At 37.9% G+C, this 14,276-nt stretch carries 16 protein-coding genes; 10 read left to right on the top strand and 6 right to left on the bottom strand.

Annotated features, from left to right (window positions below):
* The first annotated feature begins 38 nt into the window (after positions 1–38).
* Positions 39–1,286 (top strand): peptidase T, encoded by a 1,248-nt coding sequence (gene pepT / locus HHL20_RS13665; protein ID WP_169231728.1) that lies wholly within the window; start codon positions 39–41, stop codon positions 1,284–1,286.
* A 159-nt stretch (positions 1,287–1,445) separates the two neighbouring features.
* On the top strand, positions 1,446–1,733 hold the full coding sequence (locus HHL20_RS13660; protein WP_169231727.1) for a hypothetical protein: 288 nt from the start codon (positions 1,446–1,448) through the stop codon (positions 1,731–1,733).
* Positions 1,734–1,791: 58 nt separating this feature from the next.
* Here the strand turns inward: HHL20_RS13660 and thiL are convergent, their stop codons facing one another.
* Positions 1,792–2,850 (bottom strand): thiamine-phosphate kinase, encoded by a 1,059-nt coding sequence (thiL, locus tag HHL20_RS13655; RefSeq protein WP_169231726.1) that lies wholly within the window; start codon positions 2,848–2,850, stop codon positions 1,792–1,794.
* A gap of 60 nt (positions 2,851–2,910) precedes the next feature.
* Positions 2,911–3,405, bottom strand: coding sequence for an acyl-CoA thioesterase (locus HHL20_RS13650; protein WP_169231725.1), 495 nt, complete (start codon positions 3,403–3,405; stop codon positions 2,911–2,913).
* Between the two features lie 200 nt (positions 3,406–3,605).
* Here HHL20_RS13650 and HHL20_RS13645 point away from each other — a divergent pair, with 200 nt between their 5' ends.
* From HHL20_RS13645 to HHL20_RS13635, 3 genes are all read left to right on the top strand, one after another.
* On the top strand, positions 3,606–4,808 hold the full coding sequence (locus HHL20_RS13645; protein WP_169231724.1) for a BaiN/RdsA family NAD(P)/FAD-dependent oxidoreductase: 1,203 nt from the start codon (positions 3,606–3,608) through the stop codon (positions 4,806–4,808).
* A 95-nt stretch (positions 4,809–4,903) separates the two neighbouring features.
* Entirely contained in the window at positions 4,904–5,542 is a 639-nt protein-coding gene (locus HHL20_RS13640) for a DUF2306 domain-containing protein (protein WP_169231723.1), read from the top strand.
* A 32-nt stretch (positions 5,543–5,574) separates the two neighbouring features.
* Positions 5,575–6,492 (top strand): YARHG domain-containing protein, encoded by a 918-nt coding sequence (locus HHL20_RS13635; RefSeq protein WP_169231722.1) that lies wholly within the window; start codon positions 5,575–5,577, stop codon positions 6,490–6,492.
* Between the two features lie 6 nt (positions 6,493–6,498).
* Here the strand turns inward: HHL20_RS13635 and HHL20_RS13630 are convergent, their stop codons facing one another.
* Positions 6,499–6,873: a ribosomal maturation YjgA family protein gene (locus tag HHL20_RS13630; protein ID WP_169231721.1), complete on the bottom strand. Its 375-nt coding sequence runs from the start codon at positions 6,871–6,873 to the stop codon at positions 6,499–6,501.
* Positions 6,874–7,093: 220 nt separating this feature from the next.
* Here HHL20_RS13630 and HHL20_RS13625 point away from each other — a divergent pair, with 220 nt between their 5' ends.
* Complete coding sequence (locus tag HHL20_RS13625) at positions 7,094–7,522, top strand: energy transducer TonB (RefSeq protein WP_169231720.1); 429 nt, start codon at positions 7,094–7,096, stop codon at positions 7,520–7,522.
* Between the two features lie 30 nt (positions 7,523–7,552).
* Positions 7,553–7,984, top strand: a complete 432-nt coding sequence (locus tag HHL20_RS13620) for an energy transducer TonB (protein ID WP_169231719.1) — start codon at positions 7,553–7,555, stop codon at positions 7,982–7,984.
* A 6-nt stretch (positions 7,985–7,990) separates the two neighbouring features.
* Here the strand turns inward: HHL20_RS13620 and mutS are convergent, their stop codons facing one another.
* The 3 genes from mutS to HHL20_RS13605 all read right to left on the bottom strand — a co-directional run bounded on the left by mutS (position 7,991) and on the right by HHL20_RS13605 (position 11,855).
* Positions 7,991–10,579 (bottom strand): DNA mismatch repair protein MutS, encoded by a 2,589-nt coding sequence (gene mutS / locus HHL20_RS13615; protein ID WP_169231718.1) that lies wholly within the window; start codon positions 10,577–10,579, stop codon positions 7,991–7,993.
* A gap of 151 nt (positions 10,580–10,730) precedes the next feature.
* Positions 10,731–11,600, bottom strand: a complete 870-nt coding sequence (locus HHL20_RS13610; protein WP_169231717.1) for a cupin-like domain-containing protein — start codon at positions 11,598–11,600, stop codon at positions 10,731–10,733.
* Positions 11,601–11,690: 90 nt separating this feature from the next.
* A complete protein-coding gene (locus tag HHL20_RS13605) occupies positions 11,691–11,855 on the bottom strand; it encodes a hypothetical protein (RefSeq protein WP_169231716.1) in 165 nt (54 codons plus the stop codon).
* A 107-nt stretch (positions 11,856–11,962) separates the two neighbouring features.
* Between HHL20_RS13605 and HHL20_RS13600 the strand changes: the two genes are divergently transcribed.
* From HHL20_RS13600 to HHL20_RS13590, 3 genes are all read left to right on the top strand, one after another.
* Positions 11,963–12,844, top strand: coding sequence for a bestrophin family protein (locus tag HHL20_RS13600; protein ID WP_169231715.1), 882 nt, complete (start codon positions 11,963–11,965; stop codon positions 12,842–12,844).
* 59 nt (positions 12,845–12,903) lie between these two features.
* The gene (locus HHL20_RS13595; protein WP_169231714.1) at positions 12,904–13,434 is read left to right on the top strand and encodes an RNA methyltransferase; all 531 of its coding nucleotides are present in this window, start codon (positions 12,904–12,906) and stop codon (positions 13,432–13,434) included.
* A gap of 185 nt (positions 13,435–13,619) precedes the next feature.
* Positions 13,620–14,270: a CBS domain-containing protein gene (locus tag HHL20_RS13590; protein WP_169231713.1), complete on the top strand. Its 651-nt coding sequence runs from the start codon at positions 13,620–13,622 to the stop codon at positions 14,268–14,270.
* Positions 14,271–14,276: the final 6 nt, after the last annotated feature.

The raw sequence follows: 14,276 nt of genomic DNA, 5'->3' as shown, positions 1-14,276 counted from the left end.
TCAAATTCCTTAACTTTGCCCACAAATTTATACTAATAATGAGCGCAATAGAATTCAACCCGTTATGGAAAGAAAAATTACTGAACCGTTTTCTTACTTATGTAAAAATATATTCAACCAGTGATGCTGAAAGCGAAACCACTCCTTCTACAGAAAGACAGTGGAATATCGCCAACTATATCGCGGAAGAGCTGAAAACGATCGGTCTTGAGGAGGTATCAATTGATGGAAACGGGTATATCATGGGATATGTTCCTTCAAATCTGGAAAATAATGATCTCCCGACGATCGGATTTATATCACATTATGATACATCACCGGATTTTAGCGGAGAAAATGTAAACCCTCAGGTTTGGGAAAACTATGACGGAAATGATCTTGTTTTAAATCAGACAACAGGATTTACTTTATCCCCTTCAAAATTTGAAAGCTTAAAAAGATACATCGGCCAGACGTTGATTACAACAGACGGAAATACATTATTGGGAGCAGATGACAAAGCCGGATGTGCGGAAATCGTAACCGCTGCCGAATATCTGATTGCGCATCCTGAAATCAAGCATGGAAGAATTGCCGTAGGATTTACGCCTGATGAAGAAATAGGAAGAGGAGCTCACAAATTTGATGTGGAAAAATTCGGGGCGGAATTCGCTTATACGATGGATGGCGGAGAAGTTGGTGAACTGGAATATGAAAACTTCAATGCTGCCGGAGCGGTAGTAAAAATTCACGGGCTGAGTGTACACCCAGGTTATGCTTACGGCAAAATGGTAAATGCTGCTTTACTGGCTTCCGAATTCGCACAAATGCTTCCGGCGAACGAAACGCCTGCAACCACAAAAGGTTTTGACGGCTTTTATCATTTAATGGATCTGAATGCTGATATTTCTGAAGCTAAATTACAGTACATCATCCGTGATCACGATGCCGAGAAATTTGAGGCAAGAAAGAAAGTCATGGAAGAAAAAGTTGCCGACTTTAATCAAAAACACGGTGAGGGCACTGCCGAAATTGAAATTAAAGAGCAATACAGAAACATGAAGCAGCAGTTTGAAGGTAAAATGTACATCATTGACCGTGCAGCTGCCGCCATGAAAGAAGCGGGAATCGAACCGAAAATCAAAGCCATCCGAGGTGGAACAGACGGTGCACAGCTATCTTACATGGGACTTCCTTGTCCGAATATTTTCGCAGGTGGAATCAATTTCCACGGACCGTATGAATATGTAGCCTTGGAAAGCATGCAAAAAGCAATGGAAGTAATTTTGAATATTGTAAAGGCTTAGCCGTTTATTTTACATAGGTTAAAGACTGTTTCTAAGGCAGTCTTTATCATTTATCAGTCTTCCGTCTCTGAACAAAAACTCAAAACACAAACATTTTTGCAAACTGCTAAAAAAATAATGGCCTGATTTTTGCAAAAAAATCAAAAAACATTCTTATAAATGAAAAAGAAATTATATTCAGCAGCATTGATTCTTTTATTGGGAATCGGTGTATCTGCACAAAAAACGAATCCTGTAAAGCAGGAAGTAAAAAAAGATGCCAAAAAAGTAGGAACTGCCGTTAAAGACGGTGCAGAATGGACAGCCAAAACCACAGAAAAAGGTTACGATGAAACCAAAAAAGGCGTTAAAAATGCCACAAAATGGACAAAAAAAACGGCTAAAAAAGGTTCAGATGCGGTAGATAGATCCTATCAAGATGTAAAAGCAAATATTAAGAAAGATTAATTAAAAAAACCACTGCAATAGCGGTGGTTTTTTAGTATCTAAAGAATAATATAATCTATCATTGCTGATTTCCCAAAAAAGCATCCCAACCCTGCGCAGTCAAAGCAATCAATTGGTTTGAACCTCTTGCCACCATAAAATTCCCGTCTTCTTTTTCAACGGCATGACCAATGATGGTAAAGTCCGGATGATTTTTAATTTTATCAAAATCGTTCGCAGAAATAGTGAATAACAATTCATAATCTTCTCCTCCGCTTAAAGCCGTTACCACAGGATTTAAATTAAACTCGTCTGCTGTGGAAATGGTAAGGCTGTCCATCGGAATTTTTTCTTCATATAACCTGAACCCCACTCCGGATTGATCCGAAAGATGAAGAATCTCTGAAGCCAGGCCGTCCGAAACGTCAATCATAGAGGTCGGTTTAATATCCAGCTGTTCCAGAATGCCTTTTACATCGGTTCTCGCTTCCGGTTTCAGCTGTCTTTCCAGAATATAATCGTAGCCTTCCATTTCCGGCTGCATATTAGGATCGGCGAGGAAAACGGCATGTTCTCTTTCCAGGATCTGGAGGCCCATATAAGCTCCTCCAAGATCACCGGTTACCACCAACAGATCATTCGGTTTTGCACCGCTTCTTTTTACAAGATTTTCTTCAGTTTCTAGTCCGATTGCGGTAATGCTCATGACAAGACCGGCATTAGAACTCGTCGTATCTCCGCCGATTAAGTCAACTTTATATCTTGAACAGGCAGCCTGAATTCCAGCATAAACTTCTTCCAGCGCTTCTACCGGAAAACGGTTGGAAACAGCCAAAGAAACGAGAATCTGAGTAGGCTTGGCGTTCATTGCTGCAATATCGCTCAGGTTTACAACCACCGCTTTATAACCCAGATGTTTCAACGGAACGTATCCCAAATTAAAATGTACGCCTTCAGCCAGCACATCTGTCGTAAGAACTACTTTTTTATTTTCTGGATTAATGACTGCAGCATCATCTCCTACTCCAAGTTCAGAAGAACTGTTAGATAAAGAAAATTGCTCTGTCAAATGCTTTATCAGACCAAACTCTCCTAATTTGGAGATGGGGGTCAATTCCTGTGATTTATCTTCAAACATATTTTTAATATAAATAATGAATAATTAGTAATGAGTAATTTAAGCTTGAACTCAAAACTTTTAACCCGTAAATTCTGACGGATCAATATTATGCGGATGGAAAGGGAATTTTTTAAAGTCTTCTTTCGAGAGCACAACGGTGTCCGGAGTTTTATATTTGTTCATGGCCTCCACAACATCATCCGGCGGAGTAGTCATTTTTCTGAGCATCATATCGATCCAGACTCCGGTAGCTTCTGAAGTGGCGCAATGTACTCCGTCCGGGGTATAAAATTTGTGAAGGAATCTGTAGATGGAAGAATCTTCCGAACATCCGTCGATTTCCACGCTTACAATTACCGTCTGATCGGCGTAAATTTCTTTGAAAAAAGAATACCGTTCGTGAAGGATCACCGGCCCGATTCCCCATCTGCTCAATTGGGTGACACCCATTTTCTCTTTGGTCATAAATGCCATTCTTGCCTGTGCACAGTATTGTACATATGATGAATTGGCTAAATGTTTATTGGCGTCAAGATCGCTCCAGCGTACTTCGAATTTGTGGTAGAATATCATTTAAACTTTGTTTATAAGATGAACTTTAATTTAATTAACCGTGCCATTTTATTAAAAATTGATTTATTATGACGGCTTTGCGGTTAATAATTTTCACTTTTAAAATGAAAAAATTATATTCTTCAAAATTACTCAAATAAGATGGTTTATAAAAATTGTAGTTTTGCAAAAATAATCCTGAGCATAGGATTACAAGGAATATGAAACAAATCATCATTATCGGGGGCGGCGCTGCAGGATTTTTCTGTGCTGCCAACCTGGACGCCACGCAATATAAAGTTACCATTCTCGAACAGAATTCGGATGTCCTTCAGAAAGTAAAAATTTCCGGAGGAGGCCGTTGCAATGTTACCCATGCCTGTTTCGATCCCAGAGAGCTGGTTCAGTTTTATCCGCGTGGCAATAAGGAATTACTGAGTGTTTTTACCCGTTTTCAGCCGGGAGATACAATGGAATGGTTTGAAAACCGAAAAGTTTCGTTAAAGATTGAAGGAGACAACCGTGTTTTCCCGGAAAGCAATTCTTCACAGACGATTATTAATGCGATGCTAAAAGAAATTCAAAATAAAAATATTGAAGTAAAGACCAAATGCTCCGTTAAAGAAATTGAAAAACAGGACGAAAAATATGCGGTAAAAACAAGTCTGGGAGATTTTGAGGCTGATTATATTATTTATACCACGGGAAGTTCTCCAAAGTCTTTAAAAATAATTCAAAATTTAGGACACAAAATTGTTGATTTAGTTCCTTCACTATTTACTTTTAATATTAAAGATGATTTGCTGAAGGATTTGGCGGGAACAAGCTTTGAAATGGCAGAAACCTCCATTCCAAAATTAAAAACGGAAGAAAGCGGGCCTTTGCTGATCACGCATTGGGGGCTTTCAGGACCGGCAATTCTCAAAATTTCTGCGTGGGAGGCAGTGAACCTTGCGAACATGAAGTACAATTTTGAAATTGAAGTGAACTTTGTTTCTAAGTCTTTAGACGAAGCAGAACAGCTTTTTCAGAATTTTAAACAGTCAAATCCCAAAAAAACAATCGGACAGTCGAAAATTTTTGACATAACGAATCGTTTCTGGCAACGAGTCCTGGAAGTATCAAACATTGATCTTAATAAGCAGGCAGCCAACATTTCAAAAAAAGAAATAGACAGAATTATTGAAAATCTCTGCAAAAAGAAATTTCAGGTTACCGGAAAATCAACCTTTAAAGATGAGTTTGTAACTGCTGGTGGCGTTGATTTAAAGGAAATTAACTTCAAAAATATGTCTTCTAAAATTTTACCTAATTTTTATATTGCAGGAGAAGTTCTCAATATTGATGCCGTAACCGGAGGTTTTAATTTTCAGGCATGCTGGAGTGAAGCCTGGCTGATTGCGCAGGATTTGAACTATAAATAGTTTAAACACGAATTGCACGAATCTTTTTTCACTAATAACACAAATTATTGATGACCATTGTGTAAAATTTGTGACATTAGTGTTTAAAACAAAAAATGTTTTCACTCAAAAAAAATATTCCTAATTTTTTAAAGATCCTATTGATATTAGGATTCGGATATTTCTTTTGGCTGATGCTGAAAATCACGCTGGAATATATTCCGGTGAAAACCGATACAAGTTTTCTGATGATCAAACAAACGGAAGTTTCCGAAAGACCGGAATATTTATATTTCTTTTATTCCCATGTGTACACCAGTATTATTGTATTGCTTAGCGGGTTTTTAGCAATTTTCAGAAAAGATTTCGGAATAAAAAACTTCCATAAAAATATCGGAAAAGCATACATTTTCCTTATTCTCGTCTTTGCAGCGCCGTCAGGAATTTATATGGGAATATTTGCCAATGGAGGAATCTACTCTAAAATTTCGTTTGTCCTGTTGGGTCTTTTATGGTGGATTTCAACTTTTAAGGCGTATCAATTAGCCCGGCAAAAAAAATTTAAACAACATCAGCAATGGATGTGTCGGAGCTTTGCCCTTTCACTTTCTGCAGTGACGTTGAGAATGTGGAAAGTAATTATTGTATATTTATTTCACCCGAACCCGATGGATGTATACCAGATTATTGCGTGGTTGGGCTGGATTCCGAACCTTTTATTTATTGAATATTTAATTGCTAAAAAATATATCTAATTGTATTAACTCACCATCAACAACAATTGTATATGAAAATTTTAAAATTATTTTTGACAGCTTCCGTGCTGATAAGTTTTACAGGCTGTAAAAAGGAAGCAGAAACCACAAATACTACCAAAGACAGCTTAACCGCAAAAAGAGATTCTGTCATTATACCTGAAATCCACAAAGAATACTATGGAATTTACATGGGAGATTTTGCCGGAAAAGAGATCATTACCCCTGAAATCGGAGAAGATTACGAAGGGGTCGTTTATAAAAAAATTGCTCTGAAAATCAACAGGATTACCAAAGACAGCGTGTACGGGCAAAGCATTGTAGACGGAAACCAGCGTTCTTTCCGCGGAGTTTTTAATGAAGCTGCAAAATCTTTCATCCTTGATGAACCCGGAAACGATAAAACCGACGGAAGATTCGAAGTGAAACTCAGCAACGACAGCCTTACCGGAACCTGGAATGCATTTAATAAAACCGCCGTAAAAGCACCCTTGAAAATATTAAAGCTTGTAAAAAAAGAGTTTGTTTACAATCCTAATTTTATGCTGAGCCCGGACAACGACCTCATCGACTGGGAAAATCCGAAAAACTTTGTAGAAAAATACACCGATGAAGAAACAGGGAAAACGGAAACTTATACTGCTTCAAAAAACAGGATTGCTTCTGATGCCGTATTTAAGATCAACGCTTCCAAACAGAAATTATCGGAAAAAGACCTTAAAAATCTTCGCAAGCTGGATATGGAAATCATTAAAAATTCAGTGTTTGCGCGGCATGGCTATTTATTTAAAAAAGCAACCTACCGCAATTTTTTTGAACAGACCGACTGGTATATTCCTGTCTCTGATAACGTAGACAACGATCTTTCTCCACTGGAAAAAGAAAATGTAGCATTACTGAGCCGTTTCATCAAGTATGCAGAGGATAAGTACGACAGTTTCGGAAGATAATTCTGCTTATTTTTTGGGAATTAAGAGAAACAGCAACAGGCATCCCGCCGCGTAGCACAGGATATCAATCCACGAAAAAGAATTTCCAACGATAATATAGAGGATGCTTCCAGGCTGTAAACCCATTTTTTCGGCAATGTGGAAATATTGACCCCACTCCACCATACAGGAAAACAGGAAAATTCCCAATGTAAGGTTATGATTGTTTTTAATAACAAAAAAAGATTTAACAAGGGTAAAAAGAAGTATTACTACTATAACATCCCCAAAATAAGCCCTAACGAAGAATATATTTCTGAAGACCGTAGCAATCAGCACTTCAGTGATGAAAATGAATATGCTGATCAGAAAATAAGTGAGGTTAAATTTTAATTTGATCATCCGGATGATTATTTGCTGCAATGATATTGAATTTTTCAGGATTTAAGAGTTTTCGGTCTTTTTATTTTGTTAAACGTCCTTATTGTGATGGCTTTGTTTCGGTTCGGCGCCTTCGGCGCCGAACCGAAACAAAGCCATTCAAAATTAATATTTTCTTATTCCACCATACACCGTCTTCGGTGTTATTTTTGCTGTCCTAATTCATCAAATATTACAGAATATGAAGAAGATCTTATTAGCTTTAACGCTGTTTTTCAGCACTTTTTTATTTTCACAGACAGAGTACACTTCCGTTTCACAGCTTCCGGATTATGAAATTTTAAAAAAGAAAATGAAGCTTGATGATGTCGTAACCAAAGCAGATACCCCACCCGAATTCCCCGGAGGCATGGGAAATTTCAAAAGGCAGTTCGCAGAAAAAATGGATATTATCAATGTAAAATCCAAAAGCATTGATACAAGAGTGTATTTCATTGTTGAAAAAAACGGATATGTACGTTTCGTAACCGCAACAGGAAGCGACAAAAAACATTCGGATGCCGCAGAAACAGCCGTGAGAAGATTATTTGTAAAATGGAAACCCGCAACAGTGAACAGCGAACCGGTGCGTTATCTTTACACTTTTCCTTTAACCCTGAAAAAATCTTAAATAAAGTTTAATATTTATATTTGCCGATTAATGACTAATATAATAACACTTTTAGGATTATTTTTGAGCTTTCTCACTTTTGCTCAGGAACAGCAGGTCCAAACAACTCAGCTTAATGAGCTCCTGATGGTTGAAAAAAACGGCAGAACAAAAATCGACGCTGAAAAACCGGCAGTTTTCCCACTCGGAGTAACTGCATTCAAAAATAGAGTGAGTGAAAATTTCAGGATGCGAAAAATTATCAGCAATGCTGAAAAAGAATCCTGCGAAATACTTTTTATTGTTGATAAGGAGGGTTCTATGGTAGACGTGAAAGCTTCCGGAAGCAATGAAAGTTTTAACAGAGAAGCAGAAAGAGCCGTTTCAAAAATTAAAGATAAGTGGATTCCCGCTGAACTGAATGGCGAAAAAGTCCGCTACAAATTTCGTTTGCCTTTAACCATTACTTTCAGTAAAAAATAGGTTAATCTACCCCCCAATCATTTTTTTAATGGAATTCAGTTTCATTAATGCTTCAATCGGCGTCAAAGTATTAATGTCAATTTTCGTAAGCTCTTCACGGATATTTTCCAGAACGGGATCATCCAGCTGAAAAAAGGAAAGCTGCATATTTTCTTCCGTTATCCGTTTGATACTTTCTGACGAGCTTCCCTGCGTACGGCTGGCTTCCAGTGTTTTCAGGATTTCATTAGCTCTGTTGACTACTTTAGCAGGCATTCCCGCCAGTTTCGCCACGTGAATCCCGAAGCTGTGCTCGCTTCCGCCCGGAATCAGTTTTCTCAAAAAAATGATATTGCCTTTATTTTCCTGAATTGAAACGTGGAAATTTTTCACCCGTTCAAAATTAACCGTCATTTCGTTTAATTCATGATAATGGGTGGCAAATAAAGTTTTGGCTTGGGTAGGATGCTGATGAAGATATTCTGCAATGGCCCAGGCAATGGAAACACCGTCATAAGTGGAAGTTCCGCGCCCGATTTCATCTAAAAGAATAAGGCTGCGTTCGGAAATATTATTTAAAATATTAGCGGCTTCATTCATCTCTACCATAAAGGTTGATTCCCCTGCTGAAATATTATCTGTAGCCCCGACTCTGGTAAAGATTTTATCCAGAATTCCGATCTCCGCATGTTTAGCCGGAACAAAGCTTCCGATCTGCGCCATCAGGCAGACAATTGCGGTCTGACGGAGAATGGCTGATTTACCGGCCATATTCGGCCCGGTAACCATGATAATCTGTTGGGAATCTTTATCCAGATAAATATCATTCGGAATATATTTTTCGCCTAAAGGAAGTGCGTTTTCAATGATCGGATGACGCGCTTCTTTTAAATCAATAGCAAAACTTTCATTTAAAACAGGTTTTGTATAGCTTTCAAAAACAGCAAGTTCTGACAATCCAACCGCCACATCAAGCTGCGCAATAATATGTGAATTTTCCTGAATCTGATCCATATAAATCATGGTATCTCCACAAACTTTCCTGTACAGCTCATTTTCCAGAACTCCTATTTTTTCTTCTGCACCCAGAATCTGGCTTTCGTATTCCTTCAGCTCTTCAGTGATGTACCTTTCTGCACTCACCAGAGTCTGCTTTCTGAGCCAGTCTGCCGGAACTTTATCTTTATGGGTATTCCTTACTTCAATATAATACCCGAAAACGTTATTAAAATCAATCTTAAGACTGGAAATTCCGGTTCTTTCAATTTCCCGCTGGCACATTTCATCAAGAAAACCGCGGCCTTTCGACTGCAATCCTCTTAATCGGTCCAGTTCTTCTGATATTCCTTCTTTAATCACATTTCCTTTGGCAAGATTCACCGGTAATTCATCGTTCAGGTGATTCTGAAGGCATTTGATTAATTCTTCCTGGTCATACAGCGGATCAAGCCACGCCAGTACATCGGCATGAGGATGCAGCAACCCTTTGATTTTATGAATATTAATAAGGCTTTGACGAAGATATCCCAATTCTTTCGGACAGATTTTTTCCGCCGCCAGCTTTCCCATCAATCGGTCCAGATCCGATATGGATTTCAACAGCTGGGAAATTTCATATTTAAGATGATCATTTTCATTTAAAAAGTCAATTAAAGAAAGCCTTCTGTTGATTTCGTTAACAGACTTCAGCGGTAAAATAATCCTTCTTCTCAAGAGCCTTCCACCCATCGGTGTAGAGGTTCTGTCGATAATATCGAGTAAAGATTTTCCCTGCGCATTGCTCGGATAAACAATTTCGAGATTTCTCAGTGTGAAATTATCCATCATCAGAAAATCTTCCTGAGGAATAATCTGAATTTTGGTAATGTGGGACAACAAATTGTGATGCGTATCTTCAACCAGATAAGCAAAAATAGCTCCTGCCGCAGTAATGGCCAACTGCTGGTTTTCAATCCCGAATCCTTTTAACGAATTGGTTTTAAAATGATTCGTAAGTTTTTCGTAGGCAAAATTATATTGATAAGCCCAGTCTTCCAGCTTGAAAGCACTTCTGTTTTTGAGCTGTTCCGGAATCTGAATGCTTCTTTGATAAATGATTTCACTCGGATCAAAAGTATGAACAATATGAAGCAGCTTTTCAAGATTTCCTTCACTTACGAGAAATTCCCCTGTAGAAATATCCACCAGCGCAATCCCGAATTTTTCTTTTTCTTTATGAAGGGAAAGCAGAAAGTTATTTTTCTTTGAATTGAGAACCTGATCGTTGAAGGTAACCCCCGGAGTCACAAGTTCCGTAACGCCTCTTTTTACAATTCCTTTTACCATTTTCGGGTCTTCCAGCTGATCGCAGATAGCGACTCTCATCCCCGCTCTTACCAGTTTTGGCAAATAAGAATCTACAGAATGGTGCGGAAATCCTGCCAGTTCGATATGCCCTTCCCCATTGGCTCTTTTTGTGAGAACAATTCCTAAAATCTGAGATGTTTTAATGGCATCCTGACCAAACGTTTCATAAAAGTCTCCCACTCTGAATAGTAAAAGCGCATCAGGGTATTTTGCCTTGATGGTGTTGTACTGTGTCATTAACGGAGTTTCTTTCTTCGCTGCCTTTGCCATTAAAATTCTGTCTTAAAATTGGTCGGTAAAAATAGGAAATAAAATATTAGCAGTAAAGTGCTTTATGATTTCGCACAGATCGCACAGATCATATAAATAATTGATTTTTTTGCGTTAAAGAAGAAAATTCTGTGAAAATCCGCGGGAAAAATTAAACGTTATGCTTGGCCAAAGCCTTGGAGCTTTTGTCATAAGCCCATTTCTGCTTGTAATTCACCCATTTCGCTTTAAAAAGTTTTCTCATAAGTTTGTCTGTATACCGCATGATAAATACATGATACAGCATATTAGCAAAGACGGCCGGCTTATTGGGCAATGCACGAAGCGACATAGAAAATCCGGGTTCCAGATACCTGTTGAAATGCCAAAACCCACCGGGAATAAAAAGGGCGTCCCCATGCTCCATAAAAATCTCATAACCCTTTGCATGTTTCAACGACGGAAATTTCTCATAATCAGGATTCTCATAATCTACCTCATAGATCGTATGAACCGATAAAGGCACTTTATATAAATAAGGAGACTGCTTCTGATCAAACAGCAGAATTCTTTTTCTCCCCTCAAAATGAATATGCAGAAAATCGCCGAGATCCACATCATAATGCATCAGCACATGTGCTTCACTGCCTCCGAAAAACAGCGTTGGAAGCCTTTTGAAAAACTTCATCCCCAAATCAGGATAGGTGAAGTTTTTAAGCAACTCCGGAAGACGGTCGGTAATGATATAAAAGAAAATACGCAGATCAGAAGGTTTATTTCTGATGGTATCAATATAGTCCTTCATTTTCATGTGGGTAACGGGAGCATCGGAACTTTTGGATGCATCTGCCGGTTTATTATCATAAAGAGGAACTTCTTGCTCACCGGCTTTTTCGCGGATAAAATCAAAATTCCATTTGTGGAAAGCGTCCCATCTGCCGGCAAAATTCTTGATGAGCAGAGGTTTATGCTTTTTAAAATAATTATTCTGAAATTCTTCTTTGCTGATATCAGTGACAACGTCTACGTTTCCAAGGATCATTTGGTGGTGTTTTTAATTTCGAAATAAAAGTACTGCTTTTTTAAATTTCGTAAAAATTTTAACTGATATCAGACATCATTTTCAGCAATTTTATTTCAGCAACCAAATTAAAAAGGAAATTATTCCTCCGAGAAACAAAATGGCGCATCCCTGAGGCGAGCTGTTTTTTCTTCTTTTTCTTCCAAAGGTGCTTACATAGTGTCCGCTTACCCATTTTCCGTCTCTTCTGAAATGTCCTTTTCGATAATATCCCATAGTAATTTGTTTTTACAAAGAAAAAATGAATCACAAGATAAAATTTATGGTTTTCCGTAAAACAAAAGTAAAAGTGAAATTTTATATTTGTACGGTCAACCAATCTTATGAGAGTTTACAATACCAAACATTTCCTGAAAATCCTATTCAGTCTTCATAAAAGCGATACGCTGAAAATTCTTTTTCCGACCATGATTCTTATAGGACTCTATTCCTGGGGAATTCAATATCTTGAAGTAGAATATCTTCATCTTTCTTCCAAATCTCCCATCAGCAATGTGAGCATGATTCATTCTCTTTTGGGTTTTGTGCTTTCTTTATTATTGGTTTTCAGAACAAATACGGCATATGACCGATGGTGGGAAGGAAGAAAACTCTGGGGCAAACTTGTGAATGATTCAAGGAATTTTGCGATTAAAATAAACACCATTCTTGGCGATGACAGAAAAAATGCCGACCAAATCGCACGGTACCTGAAGTTTTTTCCGCATTTCCTGGCTAAGCATCTTTCGAAAGAATCTACAAGACTGGCTTTAGACGAAGATTATTCCGAAATTGAAGAATATATCAAACATCATGGTCCCAGCGAAATTGTCATTCTGCTTACGCACAAGCTTAACCAACTAAAAAAAGAAGGTAAAATAACCGATGTGGAAATGCTGTATCTCGACACACAGCTGTCTGGTTTTCTGGATGTATGCGGCGGCTGTGAACGTATTAAAAATACACCGATTCCCTACTCTTACTCTTCTTTCGTTAAAAAATTTATCATTTTATATGTATTAGCTTTGCCCGTGGCGTATGTGATCTCTATCGGTCTTTTCATGATTCCGCTTACGGTTTTTGTCTATTATGTTTTAATGAGCCTTGAGATGATCGCCGAAGAAATTGAAGACCCGTTCAATAATGATGAAAATGATATTCCGATGGAGACGATTGCCCAGAATATCGAACGAAGCGTACACCAGATCATGTGTTCTGGAAAATGATTAAATCTGAAATGATTGGAAAATCGTACATATTTATAAACATTAATAAAACTATACAATTGGTACAGAAATTAAAACTGGAAGAACTCAACAGAATAGATGTAGAAACTTTTAAAACGATTGAAAAGATTCCGTTAATTGTTGTTCTGGACAACATCAGAAGCATGCATAATGTAGGCGCTACCTTCAGAACCGCAGACGCTTTTCTGGTCCAAAAGATTATTCTTTGCGGGATTACTCCCCAGCCGCCGCACCGTGAAATTCACAAAGCTGCACTGGGAGCAACAGAAAGTGTTGACTGGAAATATGAAAATGATATTATTACCGTTATTAATGAGTTAAAAGCCGGTGGATTTGAAGTAATCGGCATTGAGCAGACTACAAACAGTAAAATGATTACGGACTTTACCATTGATCAATCTAAGAAATATGCCGTGATCTTAGGAAATGAAGTGGAAGGAATCAGTGATGAAGCATTGCCTCATATTGATTCTTTTATTGAAATTCCGCAGTTGGGAACCAAACATTCTCTGAACGTAAGTGTATGTGGCGGAATTGTGATGTGGGAATTTGCAAAAGCCCTGAAATAAAAAAACTGCATATGCCTAATAGACAGTGCAGTTTGAAATAAATCTAATAAAAAGTAAAAATGAAAGGCGACAAAGATACCTATTTTTTTGTCACAAACAAATTTTACATTCATTTTTTTATTCTCTACGGAAAAAAAGTTTGACATTCGAAAAAAGTTTCGTTTAATTTTTTATAAATTAGCACAATGTTTATCAAGGAATATATCTCAAAAGACTATCCGTGTTTTAGCCTTTCTGACTCTATAGAATCAGCGAGAGATACGCTGGAAGCGTTTGGATATTCTCACATTTTTATCAAAAAATCCAATCAGTTTTACGGTGCCCTTGCGGAGGATTTTCTTTATGAAGAAGAAGGTACTTTAAAGGACCTCGAACACCAGATCGAGCGCTTCGCGATTCTTGAAGACAACAATATTATGGACAGCATCAGGCTTTTTTACACCTTCAATGCCAACATCATCCCTGTCATTAACAAGAATGAGAAATACCTTGGTTACATAAGCTGTGAAGACATCTTTCAGGATCTGTCAAAATATCCTCTGTTTTCGGAATCAGGAGCCATTCTCACGGTTGAGACGTCGGCAAGAAAATATTCAATGACCGAGATCGCCAATATTGTGGAAAGCAACAACTCCAAATTTTACGGAGCCTTTATCAGCCACATGTCCGAAGATACGATTCAGGTAACGATCAAGATCAGCAACGAAAATCTGAGCTCCATTGATGAAACATTCGACCGGTACGATTATCGTATTGTACAAAAATATTATTCTGATGAAAAATCGGACTTGTTTCAGGACAGGTTCGGGTTTTTCCAAAAATTTATAGAAATATAAAAAACA

The sequence above is a fragment of the Chryseobacterium cheonjiense genome, from assembly GCF_012927265.1.
Taxonomy (GTDB): Bacteria; Bacteroidota; Bacteroidia; order Flavobacteriales; family Weeksellaceae; genus Chryseobacterium; species Chryseobacterium cheonjiense.
This window is presented reverse-complemented; position numbering and strand designations above follow the sequence as displayed.